The organism is Pseudomonas sp. Marseille-Q5115, assembly GCF_916618905.1.
Lineage (GTDB): Bacteria > Pseudomonadota > Gammaproteobacteria > Pseudomonadales > Pseudomonadaceae > Aquipseudomonas > Aquipseudomonas japonica_A.
In genome coordinates, this window is sequence record NZ_CAKAKI010000001.1 from 2,465,006 (window position 1) to 2,484,029 (window position 19,024).

The 19,024-nt window shown below is 62.4% G+C and carries 16 protein-coding genes; 9 read left to right on the forward strand and 7 right to left on the reverse strand.

Annotated features, from left to right (window positions below; all coding sequences use genetic code 11):
* Positions 1-122: 122 nt before the first annotated feature.
* The 5 genes from LG385_RS11315 (at position 123) to LG385_RS11335 (ending at position 6,941) form a co-directional block, all read left to right on the forward strand.
* The gene (locus tag LG385_RS11315; RefSeq protein ID WP_225774371.1) at positions 123-1,412 is read left to right on the forward strand and encodes a hydroxymethylglutaryl-CoA reductase, degradative; all 1,290 of its coding nucleotides are present in this window, start codon (positions 123-125) and stop codon (positions 1,410-1,412) included.
* The gene (locus LG385_RS11320; RefSeq protein ID WP_225774372.1) at positions 1,409-2,335 is read left to right on the forward strand and encodes a hydroxymethylglutaryl-CoA lyase; all 927 of its coding nucleotides are present in this window, start codon (positions 1,409-1,411) and stop codon (positions 2,333-2,335) included. The genes LG385_RS11315 and LG385_RS11320 overlap by 4 nt, the downstream gene beginning before the upstream one ends.
* Positions 2,336-2,393: 58 nt before the next feature.
* Entirely contained in the window at positions 2,394-2,876 is a 483-nt protein-coding gene (locus LG385_RS11325; RefSeq protein ID WP_225774373.1) for a hypothetical protein, read from the forward strand.
* On the forward strand, positions 2,873-4,261 hold the full coding sequence (locus LG385_RS11330) for a tripartite tricarboxylate transporter permease (RefSeq protein WP_225774374.1): 1,389 nt from the start codon (positions 2,873-2,875) through the stop codon (positions 4,259-4,261). Before LG385_RS11325 ends, LG385_RS11330 begins: the two co-directional genes overlap by 4 nt.
* 127 nt (positions 4,262-4,388) lie before the next feature.
* Positions 4,389-6,941 (forward strand): M10 family metallopeptidase C-terminal domain-containing protein, encoded by a 2,553-nt coding sequence (locus tag LG385_RS11335; protein ID WP_225774375.1) that lies wholly within the window; start codon positions 4,389-4,391, stop codon positions 6,939-6,941.
* A gap of 118 nt (positions 6,942-7,059) precedes the next feature.
* Here the strand turns inward: LG385_RS11335 and LG385_RS11340 are convergent, their stop codons facing one another.
* The 3 genes from LG385_RS11340 to LG385_RS11350 form a co-directional block, all read right to left on the reverse strand.
* A complete protein-coding gene (locus LG385_RS11340) occupies positions 7,060-9,204 on the reverse strand; it encodes a TonB-dependent siderophore receptor (protein WP_413247377.1) in 2,145 nt (714 codons plus the stop codon).
* 335 nt (positions 9,205-9,539) lie between these two features.
* Positions 9,540-10,001 (reverse strand): PA2169 family four-helix-bundle protein, encoded by a 462-nt coding sequence (locus LG385_RS11345; protein ID WP_225774377.1) that lies wholly within the window; start codon positions 9,999-10,001, stop codon positions 9,540-9,542.
* A 161-nt stretch (positions 10,002-10,162) separates the two neighbouring features.
* Positions 10,163-10,543 carry a RidA family protein gene (locus LG385_RS11350; protein WP_225774378.1) on the reverse strand — a complete coding sequence of 127 codons (381 nt, stop codon included), beginning with the start codon at positions 10,541-10,543 and terminating at the stop codon, positions 10,163-10,165.
* Positions 10,544-10,726: 183 nt separating this feature from the next.
* On the opposite strand from LG385_RS11350, the gene LG385_RS11355 reads away from it, so the two are divergent.
* Together LG385_RS11355 and LG385_RS11360 are read left to right on the forward strand one after the other, a co-directional pair.
* Positions 10,727-11,125 carry a RidA family protein gene (locus LG385_RS11355; RefSeq protein WP_225774379.1) on the forward strand — a complete coding sequence of 133 codons (399 nt, stop codon included), beginning with the start codon at positions 10,727-10,729 and terminating at the stop codon, positions 11,123-11,125.
* A 57-nt stretch (positions 11,126-11,182) separates the two neighbouring features.
* Entirely contained in the window at positions 11,183-12,388 is a 1,206-nt protein-coding gene (locus LG385_RS11360; RefSeq protein WP_225774380.1) for an amino acid deaminase, read from the forward strand.
* Positions 12,389-12,402: 14 nt separating this feature from the next.
* Here LG385_RS11360 and proP read toward each other — a convergent pair whose 3' ends face one another.
* Entirely contained in the window at positions 12,403-13,905 is a 1,503-nt protein-coding gene (proP, locus tag LG385_RS11365) for a glycine betaine/L-proline transporter ProP (RefSeq protein WP_225774381.1), read from the reverse strand.
* A 251-nt stretch (positions 13,906-14,156) separates the two neighbouring features.
* Between proP and LG385_RS11370 the strand changes: the two genes are divergently transcribed.
* On the forward strand, positions 14,157-14,414 hold the full coding sequence (locus LG385_RS11370; RefSeq protein ID WP_225774382.1) for a DUF1652 domain-containing protein: 258 nt from the start codon (positions 14,157-14,159) through the stop codon (positions 14,412-14,414).
* 60 nt (positions 14,415-14,474) lie between these two features.
* Here LG385_RS11370 and LG385_RS11375 read toward each other — a convergent pair whose 3' ends face one another.
* Positions 14,475-15,764: an MFS transporter gene (locus LG385_RS11375; protein WP_225774383.1), complete on the reverse strand. Its 1,290-nt coding sequence runs from the start codon at positions 15,762-15,764 to the stop codon at positions 14,475-14,477.
* 249 nt (positions 15,765-16,013) lie between these two features.
* Here LG385_RS11375 and uxuA point away from each other — a divergent pair, with 249 nt between their 5' ends.
* Positions 16,014-17,060, forward strand: a complete 1,047-nt coding sequence (uxuA, locus tag LG385_RS11380; protein WP_225774384.1) for a mannonate dehydratase — start codon at positions 16,014-16,016, stop codon at positions 17,058-17,060.
* Between the two features lie 12 nt (positions 17,061-17,072).
* On the opposite strand, the gene LG385_RS11385 is transcribed toward uxuA, so the two are convergent.
* Together LG385_RS11385 and LG385_RS11390 are read right to left on the reverse strand one after the other, a co-directional pair.
* Positions 17,073-17,792, reverse strand: coding sequence for a FadR/GntR family transcriptional regulator (locus tag LG385_RS11385; protein ID WP_225774385.1), 720 nt, complete (start codon positions 17,790-17,792; stop codon positions 17,073-17,075).
* 78 nt (positions 17,793-17,870) lie between these two features.
* Complete coding sequence (locus LG385_RS11390) at positions 17,871-19,019, reverse strand: mannitol dehydrogenase family protein (RefSeq protein ID WP_225774386.1); 1,149 nt, start codon at positions 19,017-19,019, stop codon at positions 17,871-17,873.
* Positions 19,020-19,024: the final 5 nt, after the last annotated feature.

The window sequence follows — 19,024 nt, forward strand, 5'->3', positions numbered from 1 at the left end:
CTTTGCTTCCCCCGGCCGAGGGTACAGCCTGGGTACTGTTTGTCCAAACTGTACCTTTGTTATGCCAACGCGCCGGGCTAGGGTAAGGGCAAATGACCATAAGAACCGTAAAGGACCCTTCCATGAGCCTCGACTCCCGCCTTCCTGACTTCCGTGCCATGGCCCCGGCTGACCGTCTCGGCCAACTGCGCGAGCGGCTTTCACTGTCCGACGCCGACGTGGCCTTGCTCAGCGAGGCGGGCGCGCTTCCCTTGGCCATCGCCGACGGCATGATCGAAAACGTGGTGGGCACCTTCGAGCTGCCTTACGGCATTGCCACCAACTTCATCATCAATGGCCGGGATGTGCTGGTGCCGCTGGTGGTGGAAGAACCTTCGGTGATCGCCGCCGCCTCCTTCATGGCCAAGCTTGCCCGGGAGGCCGGGGGTTTCAGAACCTCCAGTACCCTGCCGCTGATGCGCGCCCAGGTACAGGTGGTAGGTATCGCCGACCCGTACAACGCCCGCTTGAGCCTGCTGGCGCGCAAACAGGACATCATCGAGCTGGCCAACCGCAAGGATCAGCTGCTCAACCAACTGGGTGGCGGCTGCCGGGACCTGGAAGTGCACACCTTCCCCAGCACCCCGCGCGGCCCGCTGCTGGTAGCCCATTTGATCGTGGATGTGCGCGATGCCATGGGCGCCAACACGGTGAACACCATGGCCGAAGCCGTGGCACCCCTGATTGAGGAGATCACCGGCGGCAAGGTACGGTTGCGCATCCTCTCCAACCTGGCGGACCTGCGCCTGGCCCGCGCCCAGGTACGGCTTTCTCCTGAAACCCTGACCACAACGGCGTTCAGAGGCGAAGACGTAATCGAGGGCATCCTCGACGCCTACAACTTCGCCGCCGTGGACCCGTACCGGGCCGCGACCCATAACAAAGGCATCATGAACGGCATCGACCCGGTGATCGTCGCCACCGGCAACGACTGGCGCGCGGTGGAAGCCGGCGCCCATGCCTACGCGTGCCGCGAGGGCCATTACGGCTCCTTGACCACCTGGGAAAAAGACGCCCAGGGCCACTTGGTAGGCACGCTGGAAATGCCCATGCCCGTGGGCCTGGTAGGCGGTGCCACGAAAACCCACCCGTTGGCCCAGCTGTCGTTACGCATTCTGGGCGTGAAAAGCGCTCAGGAACTGGCCCAAATTGCCGTTGCGGTGGGGCTGGCGCAGAACCTCGGTGCCCTTCGCGCGCTGGCCACCGAAGGCATCCAGCGGGGGCACATGGCGTTGCATGCGCGCAACGTGGCGTTGTCCGCGGGTGCACGGGGCGATGAGGTGGAGTGGGTAGTGAAACAGATGGTGGCGACCCACGACGTGCGCGCCGACCGTGCCGCAGCGCTGCTGCAAGAAAAGCGGGCACAGCCATGAGCCCGGCCAGCGATGATGCCGTGCGGGTAGTGGAAGTCGGCGCCCGCGACGGGCTGCAGAACGAGGCACGCACCCTGCCCGCTGCCGTTCGGGTGGAATTACTCACGCGGCTTGCCGACGCCGGCCTCACCACCCTGGAAGCAGGCGCCTTCGTATCGCCGCGCTGGGTACCGCAAATGGCCGGTACCGATGAGGTGTTCAAGGCCCTACCCCAACGCCCGGGCGTGACCTGGACAGCCTTGGTACCCAATGAACAAGGCTTGGATGCGGCGCTGGCCGCAGGCTGCGTTGAAGTGGCGGTGTTCGCTGCTGCTTCCGAGGCCTTTTCCCGCAAGAACATCAATTGCTCCATCGAAGACAGCCTGGCGCGCTTCGAGCCTGTGCTGGCCCGGGCCAAAGCCAGCGGGATGCGCGTGCGCGGCTATGTGTCCTGCGCAATGGGCTGCCCCTTCACCGGGGCCGTGGCGCCAGGCAAGGTGGCGGCGGTGAGCACAGCGCTTTACCGCATGGGCTGTTACGAAGTGAGCCTGGGCGACACCATCGGCGCTGGCACCCCTGCTAGCACCCGCGCGTTGATTCAGGCCTGCGCCGAGGACGTGCCCGTCGCTGCCCTCGCCGGGCACTTCCACGACACCTATGGCATGGCCATCGCCAATATCCATACCGCGCTGGAGCTGGGCGTGCGGGTGTTCGACAGCGCCGTATCAGGCCTGGGTGGCTGCCCTTATTCGCCCGGCGCCACGGGCAACGTGGCCACCGAAGACCTGCTCTACCTGCTCGATGGCCTTGGCCTGCGCCATGGAGTGAACCTGAACGCCGTGGTGGACGCCGGTACCTATATCGACGCCCATCTGGGCCGGCAAACAGCCTCGCGCGTCGCCCGGGCAGTGCGCGCCAAGCGCCAACGGGCGGTGCCGGGCTGAGCAGCCTGCCCTACCCTGTCCATAACAATAAAAGCCCGAAGGGCACTGGGAGAAACCTGTGAAGCAGCAACTCTACGAAGTGTGGGGTGACACGGTAGACAGCCGTCACTTGGGGTATTCGATTCTGATCGGGGCGGTGGTCAGCCTCGGCGCGTTTTTCATCGCGCAGCACTTCCTCCTCGCCTGGGTAGCTTCGGCGCAAATGGCACGCGCCTATGCCATGCTGGTGGGCATTCTCGGTTGCCTGGGTGCCGGCGCTATCAGCGCGTGCCTGTTCAAGCCCAAACGCATCGTGGTCGAGCATCAGGCCGATCCCGCCCAGCGCGCCCAGCTTCTGCAAGAGCTGAAGGAAGAATTCGGTGACCTTGGTAGGCTCGCCGACCTCCCCGCGTCCACGGTGGCAGAGCTCAAGGAAATGGACCTGTATGAACTGTTCGCGGCCGAGGAACGTGCTGCGTCTTCGGTGCGGGCCGAGGCACCGCGTGCGAAAACCGCGGCAGCGCCCCCCGCCGCGCTCGCTGTAAAAGGAGGCCGCCCATGACCGGCCTGGTTCTTGACCAACTGCTGATCGCGTTAGGGATGGGTGTGCTGGGCGCGGTCATTTTCGCTGGCATCGGCCTGATTTCCGGCAGCGACGAAACCACCACCCTCGCCCCGCTCACCTTGCTGGTGGTGTTGCTGGGCGTGCCCGCGCCTGGCGTGCTTACCTTCTTCCTGGCTGGCGCGGTCGCCAAGCACATGACTCACGCCGTGCCCACAGCGCTGTTGGGCATTCCCGGCGACACCATGGCCACACCACTGATGCGCGAAGCCAACCTGCTGCGCAACCTCGGCGTGCCGCACATTGCCTTGCGCAAGATGATTTCCGGCGCGGTGATCGCCGCACTCATCGCGGTGCCCCTGGCGGTGTTGTTCGCAGTGATGCTCGGGCCGTTCGGCGACCCCATCAAGCGGGCGGCGCCGTGGGTATTTCTGGCGGCCGCCGTCGCCATCGCGTGGTTTTCCAAGGGTCGGCTGGCCGCGGTGCTGGCGTTGATTCCCTTTGTGCTGGTGATCGTGGGGCTGCAGGCGGTTACTGCCCAATACGGAGTTAAGCTCAGTGTGAGTTACTTCCTTGGGATCGCCATCGGGCCGTTGATTGCGGCGCTGTTCTCACTGCTGGCGCCCAACGAACGCCAAGCCATGAGCCGGGCGCACGCGCGTACGTTTTCACTCTCCCCGGACGTAAAAGGTTGGGGCGGTTATTTTCCCAACCCTTTGCGCGTGCTGGACCGCAAGCAGGCCCTGTGGACGGGTGCCACGGCGGTGATTTCCAGCGCCACGTTCGTGTTCAGCCCGGTGGCCATGACTGTGATCATGGGCGAGGTGGTGGGCGCCCGGGTGAAGCACGTGTATCACCGCCTTACCACGGTGATCGCCGCGCGTAACGGGGTGACCGAGGCCACCTACATCGCCGAGGCACTGATCCCGCTGATTGCCTTCGGCTTGCCCCTGAGCCCCGTGGCTGCGGGGCCCGCGGCGCCACTGTTCAATGCTCCGCCGCGGTTTACCGTGGACGCCGCCAGCGGCCAGGTGAATAACCTGCACAACCTGCTCAGCACCTGGGAATTTCTCGGTTACGGCATGGCTGCGGTGATCATCGCGGTGCTGGTCGCCTACCCCTTCACCATGAACTACGCCCACCGGGCCGCCTCGTTCGTGTCGCGCAAGATTAGCCATGAAGCGGTAATTTCCACCTTCGTGGGGCTGATCCTGGTAATCGGCATCTGGGAAGGCGGCGCACTGGGCCTGCTGGTCATCGTTACCGTCGGCCTGCTCGGGGGGCTGTTGTCGCGCTTCGTGGGCTTCAACATCGGCGTGCAGTTCATGGGTTATTACACGGCAGTACTCACGGTACCCGCGCTGGCGGCATTGCTGGCCGCCTGAACGCCCCATCCATGACAACAACGCAAGGGCCACGGAATGATAAACGGTGCGCAAATGTGGATCCTTTGGGCACTTCAAGGCTCTATAGCAGGCACGCCCGTGCTCTGACCCTCTGGAAGATTTCTCGATGACTGATTTCAACGCAAGTGACTTCGGCGCGCTAGGCGATGGCCGCAGCAATGACACCCAGGCACTGCAGGCGGCAATTGATGCCGCCGCGGCGGCGGGGGGAGGCACCGTACGTCTTTCAGGCGGCACCTACGTGATCAGCGCCGAGCAAGAAGGGGCGGCGTTGCTGCTCAAGGCCGGGGTTATCCTTGAGGGCCCGGGGGGATATGAAACGCCCGCCACCTTGAAACTCGCCAATGGCGCGGCCTCCACTGACGCGCTGATAGAAAGCGTGGGCGACCACACCGGCGCGCGCTTCCTTACCCTGGATGGCAACCGTACCCATACCACTGGAGAAACCAGCGGTTGGGTCAATGGTGACAGTAACGACGTGACACTGGACCACGTGCGGGTCACCGAGGCGTCCGGCTACGGCCTGGACCTGCGCGGCGATAACAGCCAGGTACAGGTACGCGCTGCCACCACCGACGCCAATGGCCTGGATGGAATCATCGCCTCGGGCCTGGTGAACAGCCAGCTTAGCGACACCTATACCCGCGATAATGGCGGAAACGGCCTGACGGTGACCGGCCCGTTGACGGTGCTGGACACCCTCAGCACCGCTAACAAAGGCCACGGCGTGCTGGTTGTGGGCGATGCCGACGGCACCGCAGCCACATTGATCTCGGGCCAGGTGGACAGCAATGGCCTGAATGCCATCCGCCTGGAAGGCACCACCGATGCGCGCGTGGAGCAACTGCTGTTCAGTACCCATGTAGGTGGCGCTGCGGTACAGGCAGTGGATGCCACGGGTACCCAGATCATCGACAACACCTTCCTTTCCAATGGCCGTGAGGGAGAGCTGTCCGAGGTTGCCTTGCAAGACAGCACTGGCTCACTGGTGCGTGGCAACATTTTCCAGGATCAGCGCAGCAATGATTTCACCCCATTGGCACCGACCATCCTGGAAACCGGCCAAAGCGATGCCAACAGGATCGAGGCGAACTACATCGGCGCAAGCCTTACCGCGCCACTGCTGGTGGGCCCCGACAGCACCCTGCTGGCGAACGCGTCGACCATCTACACCGCCGGCACCGCTGGCAACGACGACATTAGCTATAACAATAACTTCAACTTCAATGATCGCGTGATCCAAGGGGGAGCCGGTAACGATGTGATAGCGGCCGGGGCCGGCAACGCGATACTGGTAGGCGGTAGCGGCGTGGATGTGCTGGTAGGTACCGGGACCTACTTCCAGCGTTCCAGTGCAACCTTCCGTTACGACTCGGTGGAAGAAAGCTACCGTGATGCCACCAGCAGCCATGCCGATCAGATCCGCGGCTTCAACGCGGCCACGGACAAGCTTGATGTCGCCAGCCTCGGCTTCAGCGGGCTGGGTAATGGCCACGACGGCACCCTGGCGCTGGTGTACAACGCCGCCAAGGACGTCACCTACCTCAAGAGCTACGATGCCGATGCCCAGGGCAACCGTTTTGAAGTGGGCCTGAAGGGTGACTACCGCGACCTCCTCACCGCTGCCAACTTCCAGACGTTGATCTCCGGTACAGAGGGGGCGGATAGCCTCAAAGGCACTACCCACGGTGAAGAAACCCTGGTGGGCGGTGCCGGGCGGGACACCCTTTCGGGCCTGGGCAGCGATGACCGCCTCGACGGTGGCGCCGGCGGTGATCGCCTGAGCGGCGGCGCGGGCGCGGATACTTTCCTCTTCAGCGCACTGGCAGACAGTACCGTCACCGCTGCCGGCGGTACCCAGGGCCGGGACCTGATCACAGACTTTGACATCAATGCCTTTGATCGCATCGACGTCAGCGCACTGGGCTTCACCAACCTTGGCGACGGCACTGGAACCTCCCTGGCTCTGGTATATGACAGTGCCAGCGACCTCACGCGCCTGTACTCCAAAGCACCCGATAGCCAGGGCGGGCATTTCGAAGTGGCCCTGCGGGGTGATCAAGTAGCCGGCCTGGAATTGGGGGGTATCGACTTCACCCTGAGCGAGGGCGACAGGGTGGTCACCAGCTTGCCTCCTTATCGCAATTTCATAACCGGCACCGAGCGCAATGACGTGCTAACCGGTGGTAATAATGCGGATATCATCGATGGCGGCGCAGGTAACGACCGTATCAATGGTGGCGTGAATGAAGACTGGCTGACAGGGGGCGCCGGCGCTGACACGCTGACCGGAGGTAGCAGCGGAGATGTGTTCGTGTTCCATAGCCTCGAAGACAGTTACCGCACCGCCACAGCGAGCCATTCGGACCTGATCACCGACTTCAGCCAGGGGTGGGACACGCTGGATGTAAGGGACCTGGGATACACCGCGCTCGGTGATGGTACCGGCGGTACGCTGAAGGTGAGTTATAACGCCAACGTTGACCGCACCTACGTGCGGGACCTCACCACCGACGACCAAGGGCGCTCATTCCAAGTCACCCTCAGCGGTAATCAGGTCGCAGCCCTTGAGGATTCGCGCTTTATCTTTGCCTATCCTCATGGCGAGGTAACGGTGGAGCTACTGGGCCATAGTGATGCAGGTGCTACTGCCGCCTGACGGGGCGTCTGGATTACAACGCTCACCCACGGCGTATCGCGAGCGCTGTCAGCTTCGCGATACGCCGTTGGGTTGTTTGAGCGGGAGGATTCTGGCCACACTCCTCAACGCGCGATGTTTACCAGCGCAGTGCCACGGTGCCGAGCACGGTGCGCTCCTCGCCCCAGTAGCAACGGCCGGCGTTGTTGCAGCCACTCACGTATTCCTTGTCGAACAGGTTCTTGGCGTTCACGTCCACCGACCAGTGTTCGTCGATGTCGTAGCCTACCAAGGCATCCACCAAGGTAACGTCGCCAGTCTTGAGTTTTCCGTACAAGGCCGGGGACGTGTAGGCGAAGGTGTTATCGAAGTAGCGCACGCCACCGCCCAGCCGCAGGCCGCGCAGCGGGCCGTCAAGGAAGCGGTAGGTGGCCCAGGTGGACGCCTGGTTGCGCGGGATGCCGGTAAGCTGGTGATCCTCCACCAACGAACCGGGCCCGTCCTTCTTCACCCGGGCATCGGTATAAGTGTAGGCCGCGGTCAAACTGAGGTTGCGGGTCACGTCGCTGTTCACTTCAAGCTCTACGCCCTGGGATTCGCTTTTGCCCACCTGGCGGCTGAAGCCGTTCGAGCCCGACACCACATCGTCGGTCTTGGTGAGGTCGAACACCGCCGCACTGAACGTGGTGTGCCAGCCCACCGGCTCGTACTTAAGCCCGATTTCGTATTGCTCGCTGAGGATCGGGTCGAACAAACCGCCGCCCGGCTGGGACGATTGCTGCACGGGGGTAAAGGCCGTGGAGTAGCTCAGGTAAGGCGACAGCCCATTCTCAAACTGGTACATCACGCCGGTTTGCCAGCTGAAGCGATGGTCCCAACCGTCCAGGTCGGTACCGGCCACCGCTGCGCTGCCGGGCCGCGCGGCGCTGGCGCGATTGCGGTACTCGCTGTGCACCCAGTCCTGCCGGCCGCCCAGCAGGAATATCCAGTGGTCATACTTGCTCTGCAGCTGGCCGTAGGCGCCGTACATGTGCTGGTCGAGCTGGGAGTTCTGCACGTACTGGGTGGTGTTGGGCTGCACGGGGGAGAACACGGGGTTGAACACGTTATAGGTGCCACCGAGCCCGGCGTCCCAATCCTGATTGTACGAAGTGCGGTCGTAGCTGGCGCCCAGCAGTACAGTGTGCTCCAGCGCACCGGTGTTGAAGTGCCCCTCGAACTGGTTGTCCACCGAATACGTCAGGGACTTGTTGTCACGGTCGTACGCGGTGCTGCTCAAAGTGGCGCCGAAGCCGCCATTGCCAAGGGTATTCGGCCAGGTTTCGTGCCGGTTGACCCGCGATTGCAGGTAGCGCGAATTCTGCCGGAACTGCCATGTGTCGTTGAGCTGGTGACTGAACTCATACCCCAGGGTCCAGGTTTCGCGTTCAAAGTCATCCCAGTTCGGGTTGCCGTTGAACTGGTCCTTGCCGATCTTGCCGTTGGGGTTGTCCAGCAGCGTGCCAGCCGCCGGATAGCCCAGCAGCAGCTTGGTGCGGTCGCGCTGGTAGCTGGACAGCAACGTAAGGGCGGTGTCTTCGCTGAAATTGAAGGTCATCGAGGGGGCCAGATAAATCCGGTCATCGGGCACTGTATCCACCTGGGTGTCGGCGTTGCGCCCGAGCATCACAATGCGCCCCAGCACGCTGTCGCCCTCGCTCAGCGGCCCGCTCACGTCCAGCGCCAGCTGGCGACGGTTGTTGCTGCCGTACGTAAGCCGGGCTTCACCCTGGGCATTTTCGGTCGGTTTCTTGCTCACCAGGTTCACCAGGCCACCCGGGGCGTTTTCCCCATACAAGATGGAGCTTGGCCCGCGGAACACTTCAGTGCGTTCCAGGCCGTAAGGCTCGGTGGTGGTGTCGTAACGGTTGCCCTGCAAGCGCAAGCCATCTTTCAACAGGCCATAGCCGTAGTCCGTGGCGTTGTAACCGCGGATCGAAAACAGGTCCCCCGCCAGGCCGTCGCCCACGGCGAACGGGGGCGCGAAGATGCCCGGCACATAGCCCAGCACATCGGTGAGGGTTTGCGCGCCCTGGTCGCGAATGCGTTGCTGGGTAACGACTGAGACGGAGCGCGGCGTTTCCGCCAACGGGGTACTGGTTTTGGTTCCGGCCGTGCTGCTTCTGGCCCGGTACGCCTGGGCCTGGGGGTCTTCTTCCGGTGCCTGCGCCGACACCTGTATGTTCTGAAGCTGAACCGCAGCGCCCGGCGCTTCCCTGGGCGCCTCCTCCGCCGCCGCCGCCATTCCCGACCATGCAGCGCTGGCTACCAGTGCCGCTACCGCTGTTCGTTGAAACGAGTGATTACCGCGTGCCATCCCAGCCTCCGCTTCCTTGCCGTTGCGGGGTCAATACCCCGGACTCTGACGAAATGTGTCAGAAAGTACGGAAATGTAACAGGGAAGCATTCTCATTGCCATCTAGATGCGATCCATTCGCGTCGCGCTTACACAGAGGCATGCACGATGAAGGAAATAGCAGGCGCAATGACGTATGGGAGGGGGAATACGGGGGCGACTATACAGCGGAGCTTGTGAATAGAGGTGAAGCGGCGCATGAGCGCGCCGCCCCAAAGGCGCACTTAGTTCTGGGCGCGAGCCTGGTCGCGCAGCGCCTTGATCTTGTCGTGATTGCGCATTACGCCGTCGAATTGCTTCTGGATCACAGCGCGAACGTCTGCGGTGACAGCAGTGTTTTCCAGCGCTTTCTTGTAGCTCTTCTTGGCCACGTCTTCGCCGCGCTCGGCTTCGTTGAGCAGCGCAACGTCGTCCTTGCCGGTAACTGCGGATTTGAGGTCAACCCAGCGGCGGTGCAGGTCGCCGGCCACGCTGGTGGAGGTTTCCGGATCGCCGCCCAGCTGGCGGACCAAGCCTTGCAGCTCAACCGCAGCGCTGGCGGTATCGGCAGCAGCGCTGGCGAAGATCGCTTTCAGCTCAGGGTTTTTGGTGTTTTCGGCGAGGTCCTTGAAGCCCGCTTCGCCGTCTTTCGAAGTTTCGATCAGGTCGTTCAGCACGCTGATGTTTTCTTTATTGACGTCGGTCATTTCAGATCTCCCAAGTGGACGGCCCTGATGGGCCCTAGAGGCAGCCATGTGTAAGCGCTTGTACTGCGTTCACTGAGTTAGGGCGTGCCGTTGGGCTTATGGTTCAGTTTTTTCTGCCAACCAAGGCCGGATGGGGGACATACGGGTCCTGGCCCAGCGCGCTAGCCGCGAGCAGCGATCGCTGTCACTTCCACGCGCATGCCTTCCACCGCCAGCGCGGCGACGCCCACGGCGGCACGAACCGGCCATGGGCGGCTGAAGTAACGCTGGTACACCTCGTTGAATTGTGGCCGTTCGGTGATATCGGTGAGGTAGATGGTGAGGTGCATCACCCGATCCAGGCTGCTGCCGGCGCGTTCCAGCGCCTCTTTCAGCGCTTCGAGAGTGCAGACGCTCTGCGCCTCGATGTCACCCAGCTCAAGGCTGCCGTCCGGCCGCGAAGGGATCTGTGTAGTCACCAACATCCCGTTGAACACAGCCACATCAGAGGAAATGGACTCTGGGTCAGCGTCTGGAAGGAATTCAATATCGTGCTCGGTCATTAGCTATCGGGCCTTGTGGTGGTTATCGCCATGCCCGGTACGGCAGGCGAAGCGTTTCGATCCGGGCAGAATGATACCGCTATCCTATGCAACGGGCGCACGGCGCCGTTTTCGAGTCGCCTGATTCCGCACGCTTGCGGGGTTGCCTCAGGAACATTCATTTTTTAGCTCAAGGAGCGCTACATGAGTATCACCCGTTATGGCAGCGGCAGCACCGCCGCCGGGGGCACGCCGCGGCCGTTTGCGCGCGCCGTGGAGGCCGATGGCTGGTTGCATGTGTCCGGCCAGGTGCCGGCACTGGACGGAGAAATCGTGGCTGGCGGCATCGTCGAGCAAACCCACCAGGCGATGAAAAACCTGGTCGCCATTCTAACCGAGGCCGGTTACGGCCTGGAGGACGTGGTGCGGGTCGGCGTCTGGCTGGATGACCCTCGGGACTTCACCAGTTTCAACAAGGTGTTCGCGCAGTATTTCACCCCGGAGCACGCACCGGCTCGCGCCTGCGTACAGGCCAGCATGATGGTGGACTGCAAGGTCGAGGTCGACTGCATTGCCTACCGCCGCAAGGCGCCTTCGGCATGACCATGCGGTTTATGCGAACGCCGTGTCATTGAATCAACACCCCTTCATGGAGCGATCATGGACCTTAACCCGGTAGAAAAAGGCAGCGCGCAACCCGGTCACCGCCTGTTGCACGACGTTCCACTCCCCGCCCTGGTACTGCACGAAGAGGCGGTGGAGCATAACCTGCGCTGGATGCAGGCCTTCGTCAGCCAGGCCGGCGCCGAGTTGGCCCCGCATGGTAAAACCAGCATGACCCCCGCCTTGTTCCAGCGACAGTTGGCCCACGGCGCCTGGGGCATCACATTGGCGACGGCCACGCAAACCCGCGCTGCCTACGCCCATGGCGTGCGCCGGGTGGTGATGGCGAACCAGTTGGTGGGCTCGCCCAATATGGCCTTGATCGCTGAGCTGCTCACTGATCCGGCCTTTGAATTTCACTGCCTTGTGGACCACCCGGACAACGTCCAGGCGTTGGGGGCGTTCTTCGCGGCCCGCGGGCTGCGACTGAATGTGATGATCGAGTACGGGGTGATGGGCGGCCGCTGCGGCTGCCGCACCGAGCAGCAAGTGCTGGGCCTCGCCGATGTCATTGCCACCCAGCCCGCACTGGCGCTTACGGGTATCGAGGGGTACGAAGGGGTAATTCATGGCGCCGAAGCCGTTACCGGTATCCGTGCCTTCGCCGCTTCGCTGGTAGGGCTGGCGATTACCTTGCAGAACAACCAACGCTTCGCCCTTGCCCGGCCGATCGTGACGGCATCGGGTTCGGCCTGGTATGACCTCATTGCGGAAGAGTTCGACCGGCAAGCCGTGCGCGACAACTTCCTCTCGGTGCTGCGCCCCGGAAGCTACGTGGCCCACGACCATGGCATCTACAAGGATGCCCAGTGCGACGTGCTGGGCCGTCGGCACGATTTGCACGAAGGCCTGCGGCCAGCGCTGGAAGTGTTCGCGCACGTGCAATCGTTACCCGAGCCAGGCTTGGCGATCATCGCCCTGGGCAAGCGGGACGTCGCCCATGACGCGGGCCTGCCCAACCCTTTGCGGCGCTATGCGGCCGGCGGCACCGCCGCTGACGCCGACGATGTCAGCGCCTGCACCGTGACGGCGATCATGGACCAGCATGCCTTCATGCGAATAGCGCCCGGCTGCGAACTGCGTGTAGGTGACGTCATTGCGTTTGGTACCTCCCACCCCTGCCTTACCTTTGACAAATGGCGAAGCGGCTGCTTGGTGGACGCGCAGCTCAAGGTGGTGGAGGTCCTGGACACCTGTTTCTGACGTGGCACCGCGGATCAGTCGATCCGAGGATGCTGCTGTGCCAGCTCGTCGCGCTTGGCCTGCAAGCGGGCGATCTCGGCGTCGATGTCTTCGACTTTCTGTTCGATGGTGTCGTGGTGTTCCTGCAGCAGCTCCTTGGCTTCCTCCAGGTCCGATGCCGTGGGCGCGGCGCCGCGCAGTGGCTTGTTGGCGGTTTCCTTCATGGTCACGCCGGTGGCCAGGCCAATGACCGCGATGATCATCAGGTAGTAGGCCGGCATGTACAGGTCCTGGGTGCTTTCCACCAGCCAGGCCGCGAGGGTGGGGGTAAGCCCGGCGATCAGCACCGAGATATTGAACGCACTGGCCAGGGCGCTGTAGCGGATGTGCGTAGGAAACATGGCCGGCAGCGTGGAGGCCATTACGCCGATAAAGAAATTGAGCAGCACCGCCAGGATGAGCAGGCCGCAGAAAATCAGCCCTACCGTGCCGCTGGTGATCAGCATGAATGCCGGGATGGCCAGGAAGAACAGCCCCACGCTGCCGCAGATGATAAACGGCCTGCGGCCAAAGCGGTCGCTCAGGCGGCCGATGAAGGGCTGCACGAACAGCATGCCTACCATGATGGCGATGATGATGAGCACACCGCGGCTTTCGCTGTAATGCAGGTTGTGGGACAGGTAGCTGGGCATGTAGGTAAGCAGCATGTAATAGGTGACGTTCGTCGCCACTACCACGCCCACGCAGGTAATCAGGCTACGCCAGTATTTGGTGGCTACTTCCTTGAATGACACCTGCGGGCCGGTGGCCAGGCCTTCCCGGTCGCCCTGTTCCAGCTTTTCAACGTGCTGCTGGAACGCCGGCGTTTCTTCCAGCGCATGGCGCAGGTACAGGCCCAGCAGCCCGAGTGGCAAGGCGAGGAAGAACGGCAGCCGCCAGCCCCATGCCTGGAAGTTGTCTTCCCCTACCACCGAAGAAATGGCCACTACCAGCCCGGCGCCGAGGACGAAGCCGGCAATCGAACCGAAGTCCAGCCAGCTCCCCAGGAAGCCGCGCTTGCGGTCGGGTGCATACTCAGCCACGAAGATCGAAGCACCGGTGTATTCACCCCCCACCGAAAAGCCTTGGGCCATCTTCGCCAGCAGCAACAGAATCGGCGCCCAGATGCCGATAGCGGCGTAGGATGGAATCAACCCGATGGCGAACGTGCTCAGCGACATGATCACGATGGTGGCGGCCAGCACCTTTTGCCGACCGTAGCGGTCGCCCATGGCACCGAAGAACAACCCGCCGAGGGGGCGAATCAGGAAGGGCACGGAGAAGGTCGCCAGCGCGGCGATCATCTGCACGCCGGGGTCGGCGCTGGGGAAGAACACCTTGCCCAGCACATAGGCGACGAAGCCGTACACGCCAAAGTCGAACCACTCCATGGCATTGCCCAGCGCTGCGGCGGTGATCGCCTTGCGCATCTTGGCGTCGTCGACAATGGTGATGTCTTTCAAGCCAAACGGTTTAATGGCCTTTTTACCTGATTTCATACGGGTTACCTGAACCTGACAGTCATGTTCACACGGCGCATCCCTTGTGGGCGCGCGCCGTGAATGAACGTCAGAGGCAAAGCCGGCCGAATAATTCAGTGGGGAAGGTTTTGAAGTGTGGTTAGCAAGGCGCAACAATCGCAGCGGCCGGCTCTACCGCGATACCCCCAGTCGGTGAGGATGCGAAAAAAAACAACCTGTGGGCTATGCTCAAAGGCACTTAGCTTTATATAAGAAAACAAGGGTGAGCCATGCTATCTCCTCTAGAGCTTCGACATATCCTGGAAAACGCGTTCCTGCCTACTGTCTGCAAGTGTGAAATCGATACCGGGATAATGACCCTCAAGTTGATCAATGCCCGCACTAACGAAGTGATTCTCGAAGAACGAGAGATCAAGACATCGGACCTGTCCTCGACCCGGGATATTGCAACGTTCGTCGCAGAGCTCAAGGCAAAGCTGGCGACCATACCGGTGGTGAACCCGGAACGCCGACGTCATCGGCGCTGACGCCACCTCCAAGGGCCGTCAAGGCAGCCCCGCCCGGTTACTGCGGGGCCTGACCAAGGCTTACAACTGTTGCGCGAGCGGAGCGCCCTCTCCTCCCTTTCTGTCGCCGGGCAATGCCGGCAGTGGTTCGATCCTGCCCACGATGAACAGGTAGCTGAACGCGCCAAGCACCGCGAACCCACCCGCGGTGATCAAGGGCGCGGTGAATGAGCCATTACCGATCACCAGCATGAAGCCTGTGAAGGTGGTAATGAAAATACCGGCCGTGTTGGAAGCGAAGTTCTGAATGCCGCCGATGGACGCCACATGGGATGGCGTGGGCGCCACGTCCGCTGGCAGGCACCAGATGCTGGCACCCGCGAACGCCAGGCTGGCATACGCCAGGCTGAAGAAGCCAAGCATGGCGTAGGTATTTTCAGTGAATACCGACAGCGAAATGCTCGACGACATCAACATCCCGCCCACGATGCAGGTTTTGCGCGCGGCCGTAAGGCTCCAACCGCGGCGATATAGTGCGTCCGAGGTCAGCCCGCCTATCCAGCCGCCGACGATGGAGGCAACCGCCGGGATGGTGCCGAGCGTACCCAGGGATTTCAGCGAGAAGCCTCGGTCCTGAATCAGGTAGGTGGGGAACCAGGTAATAAAGAAGTAGATCACGAAGTTCAGGCAGAAGAAGCCCAGCATCATGCCCCACAGGGTGCGGTGGCGGAACAACGACGCCCAGCGAACTTTCGGCTGCGCTGCAAGGGTGGCCGCCTTGGTCGCGTCATTGCGTTGAATGGCGGCAACGGCTGCGGGCTCCCGGTAGATCAGGAACCAGCCTACTACCCACACAAACCCTACCGCGCCGGTGATCACGAACGAAGCGCGCCAGCCCCACAGCTCGATGATCAGCGCTACCAGAGGGATGGACAGCGCCGAGCCCACCCGGGAACCGCTGTCGAAGATGCTGGTGGCAAAGCCACGTTCTTTCACGTCGAACCATTGGCTCACGATTTTCGCGCAGGACGGGTACGCCCCCGCCTCCCCCACACCCAGCAACAAGCGGCAGCCGAACATGGCTGCCAGGCTGCTGGCCGCGGCCGTGGCGGCGGTGAACAGCGACCACCAGGCAACTGCCAGCGGCAGCGCGATCTTTGCGCCGACCTTGTCCACGAACCAGCCGAAAGGCATTTGCATCAGGGCGTACGTCCAGAAGAAACCGCTGAGCAACAGGCCCATTTGCCCGGAGCCCAGGCCCAGCTCTTTCTGGATATAGGGAGCGGCCACCGCAAGGTTGGCCCTGTCTATGTAGTTGATCGCAACCGCGAGGAAGCACAGAAATATCACTAACCAGCGCCCTTTCTGCATGGCGAGTCCTCCGTAATTATTGTTATGAGCAAGACTGCTGCGTGCTTCAGCCAGAGGCCCCGGGCCTTAATTGGCCTGACCAAACAAGCCGACAACCAGAGATACTAGACGTCAATTCAAGGTCGCGAGCAGAAAATAAGGGGCTTCTGACTGAAATCGAGCACTCTGAGACGAACCCCAAGCATTTTGGCCTTACCAATCTATACTGCTCCCACCACAGTGGCAGCAGAACAAGAAAGGACATGGCCCATGAAGATGACATTCCGCTGGTACGGCGACACCGACCCAGTAACGCTGACTTATATCCGGCAGATCCCTGGCATGACCGGCGTGGTCAGCGCCATTTATGACATTCCCGTGGGCGAAGTGTGGCCGCTGGAGCGTATTCAGGCATTGAAGGCCACCGTCAACGCCCATGGCCTGGCGCTTGAGGTGATCGAAAGCGTGCCCGTGCATGAGGACATCAAGCGCGGCCTGCCCAGCCGCGATCGCTTGATCGACAACTATTGCCACACACTGCGCAACCTCGCCGCGTGTGGGATCAAGGTGGTGTGCTACAACTTCATGCCGGTGTTCGACTGGACCCGCTCCACCCTGGAGATGCTCCTGCCCGATGGCTCCACTACCCTGGCATTCGAAACGGCGGTGATCGAACAGGCGAGCCTGGAAAAAGGCCTTACCCTTCCCGGCTGGGATGTCAGTTATGAACCGGCTGCGCTGAAAGCACTGCTGGCCGAATACGCCGAGGTGGACGAAGCGACACTGCGCCAGCGGCTGGCGTATTTCCTCGAGCGGGTGATCCCGGCGGCCAGCGAGGCCGGCATCAAGATGGCCCTGCACCCGGATGACCCGCCCCGCTCCATTTTCGGCCTGCCGCGGGTGGTGAAGAATCGTGAGGACCTTGCCCACATCATGGCCATGGTCGACACCCCGGCCAACGGCCTTACGCTGTGTTCAGGCTCGCTGGGCGCGGACCTGGGGAACGATATCCCGGCGCTGGTGCGTGAATTCGGTGGCCAGGGGCGCATTCATTTCGCCCATTTGCGCAATGTGAAGGTCAACGAAGCGGGTGACTTCTTCGAAACCGCGCACCGCTCCGAAGACGGTTCGCTGGACATGGCCGAGATCGTAAGGGCCTATGTGGAGACAGGGTTCGAGGGCTACTACCGGCCGGATCACGGCCGCATGATCTGGGGCGAAACCGGTCGGCCCGGGTATGGCCTCTATGATCGGGCACTGGGCGCCGTTTACCTGAACGGGCTATGGGAAGGCATTCGCAAAACGATCTCGGGCTGAACCCTCCGTGGGTTACTCGCTGCCGCTGTTGACCTCGGCGTCCATGCCCTTCAGCCAGCGCGCCTCGGAACACCGCAGGTGCTGGCGCATGGCGGTCTGTGCGCCGATCAGGTCACGGGCTTGCACCGCTTGCAGGATGGCCTCGTGCTCCGCTACTGCAGCGGCCCAGGTGTCTCGATTCTCGGAGTGTTCGCTGATATGCGCGGAGAGCGGGCTGTAACGCTCTTCGAACAGCGACGTGATGATCCGCACCAGGGTTGAGTTGCCGCTCATCTTTGCCAGGCGCTGGTGGAAGCGACGGTCGTCGTCCAGCGCTGGAATGCCCTTCTCCACGCCCTCGCGCATCTTGTCGATGCAGGTTTGCAGGTAGCGGTAATCGGCCTTGGTGCCATTGAGGCAGGCCTGCATCACGCACTCGCCTTCGATCAATGCGCGCGCCTGCATCAATTCCGAAGGGCTCTCGCCCAGGGTTTTGGTTCGCCCTTTGATGCCCAGCAGGTGTTCGCACACATAGATGCCAGAGCCCATGCGAATCTCGACGCTGCCTTCGATTTCCAGCGCGATCAAGGCTTCACGCAACGAAGGCCGGGACACGCCGAGCATCTGCGCCAGGTCGCGTTCGGGGGCCAGGCGGGTGCCCGCTGCGATGCCGTGCTTGCGGATGTGCTCACGCAGCCGGTCGGCGATAACTTGATAGAGGCGGCGTTCGGCGGGCGGGTTTGACAGGGTCATCGATCAGCTTCCGTCTGGCTGCGGCGGAGCATATCACAGCGGCTCAAGGGCGCCGCCTGGCGCCCGTTCCTCAGCGTTTTATTGCACAGCCAGTGCCGTAGTCAAACGCGGCTGCGCAAGGCCCGGTAGCACTTGCCGCGCCATCTCCACAATGGGCAAGAAGCGCCGGCGTTTCTTTTCCTCATGGTTTCGCGCGATGTCCGCCAAATGGTGCTGCAAATAGGGATTGAGAAACCGGTCGCGTACCGAGGCCAGGTAGTCGCGGGCCTCCGCCAGGCAACCTTGTGCGGCGAACACTGGCAGCACTTCTTCTTCCCACAAGCTCTCAAGGCCTTGGCGCAGGGCGGGGTCGTTCATGGCGTGATGCACGGTTTCCTCTGGATCGCGCCCATCTACCTTCCAACGCTCGGCCAGCCAGGTATGCCCCAGGTTGAGCATGAACAGCTTGAAGTGCTCGTAATGGTCCAATGTGTCGGTAAGCACGATGGCGGGATGCTCGCAGGGCACCACCAGCCCGTCCTGCCGCTCGATAGCCCATAGCGCATAGGGCTCGGCCACCGCGCCCACGGGGTCCAGGGGCTGAGGGACGATCCGGTCCACAAGCGAATTGGCCCAGCGGCAGGTGGTTCGAAGGTACGTGATGAATGACGGCGCAAGCGCCCACTGCTCAGCAATACCCACGACAAGCTCGCGCAGCACCTCGCCATTGCGTGACACCAACTCGCACGGGAACAACGACAACGGCGCGGCGGGGTTGGCCTGCCAGCGGTCATGCAGCAGTACCAACAGCTTGGCCGGGAAACTCGCTGGTGCCGCCGCGCTTGCCTTCAGTGCCTCGGGTGTATCCAGATCGCTCACTACATAGCCGGTGTCCGCAGTGTTGGAGATCACCACTTGCGCGTCCCACGCGAAGCGCTGCCTGATCAACGGCCAGTCTTCTGTAGCGCGCAGGGCACCGCTGACCGAGGATGACCAGCGCACTTCGTCGATCACCTGCCCGTTATCGATGCCCTGGATGTGTACCGGATAGGCCGTGCCGGTCGCCAATGCCTTTACCCGCACGCTGCTGCCGGGGTTATCGGTGGTTTGCACCACGGTAACCCTGCCCAATGCCTTGCCTAACGCCAACGCCTCGGAAATGAACAGGTCGGCATGCGCCTGCAAGAACCGGCTGGTGCCGAATTGAAGGATGGGCGTTCCCGCTGTTGTATCGGTTGTGGTGCACATGGCTC

Coding starts and splice junctions, on each gene's coding strand:
- LG385_RS11385 (WP_225774385.1), bottom strand. CDS start 17,792: ATGACCCTGTCAAACCCGCCCGCCGAACGCCGCCTCTATCAAGTTATC.
- LG385_RS11390 (WP_225774386.1), bottom strand. CDS start 19,019: ATGTGCACCACAACCGATACAACAGCGGGAACGCCCATCCTTCAATTC.
- LG385_RS11375 (WP_225774383.1), bottom strand. CDS start 15,764: ATGCAGAAAGGGCGCTGGTTAGTGATATTTCTGTGCTTCCTCGCGGTT.
- LG385_RS11330 (WP_225774374.1), top strand. CDS start 2,873: ATGACCGGCCTGGTTCTTGACCAACTGCTGATCGCGTTAGGGATGGGT.
- LG385_RS11320 (WP_225774372.1), top strand. CDS start 1,409: ATGAGCCCGGCCAGCGATGATGCCGTGCGGGTAGTGGAAGTCGGCGCC.
- LG385_RS11315 (WP_225774371.1), top strand. CDS start 123: ATGAGCCTCGACTCCCGCCTTCCTGACTTCCGTGCCATGGCCCCGGCT.
- LG385_RS11355 (WP_225774379.1), top strand. CDS start 10,727: ATGAGTATCACCCGTTATGGCAGCGGCAGCACCGCCGCCGGGGGCACG.
- LG385_RS11335 (WP_225774375.1), top strand. CDS start 4,389: ATGACTGATTTCAACGCAAGTGACTTCGGCGCGCTAGGCGATGGCCGC.
- LG385_RS11340 (WP_413247377.1), bottom strand. CDS start 9,204: ATGGCGGCGGCGGCGGAGGAGGCGCCCAGGGAAGCGCCGGGCGCTGCG.
- LG385_RS11345 (WP_225774377.1), bottom strand. CDS start 10,001: ATGACCGACGTCAATAAAGAAAACATCAGCGTGCTGAACGACCTGATC.
- LG385_RS11350 (WP_225774378.1), bottom strand. CDS start 10,543: ATGACCGAGCACGATATTGAATTCCTTCCAGACGCTGACCCAGAGTCC.
- LG385_RS11360 (WP_225774380.1), top strand. CDS start 11,183: ATGGACCTTAACCCGGTAGAAAAAGGCAGCGCGCAACCCGGTCACCGC.
- proP (WP_225774381.1), bottom strand. CDS start 13,905: ATGAAATCAGGTAAAAAGGCCATTAAACCGTTTGGCTTGAAAGACATC.
- uxuA (WP_225774384.1), top strand. CDS start 16,014: ATGAAGATGACATTCCGCTGGTACGGCGACACCGACCCAGTAACGCTG.
- LG385_RS11370 (WP_225774382.1), top strand. CDS start 14,157: ATGCTATCTCCTCTAGAGCTTCGACATATCCTGGAAAACGCGTTCCTG.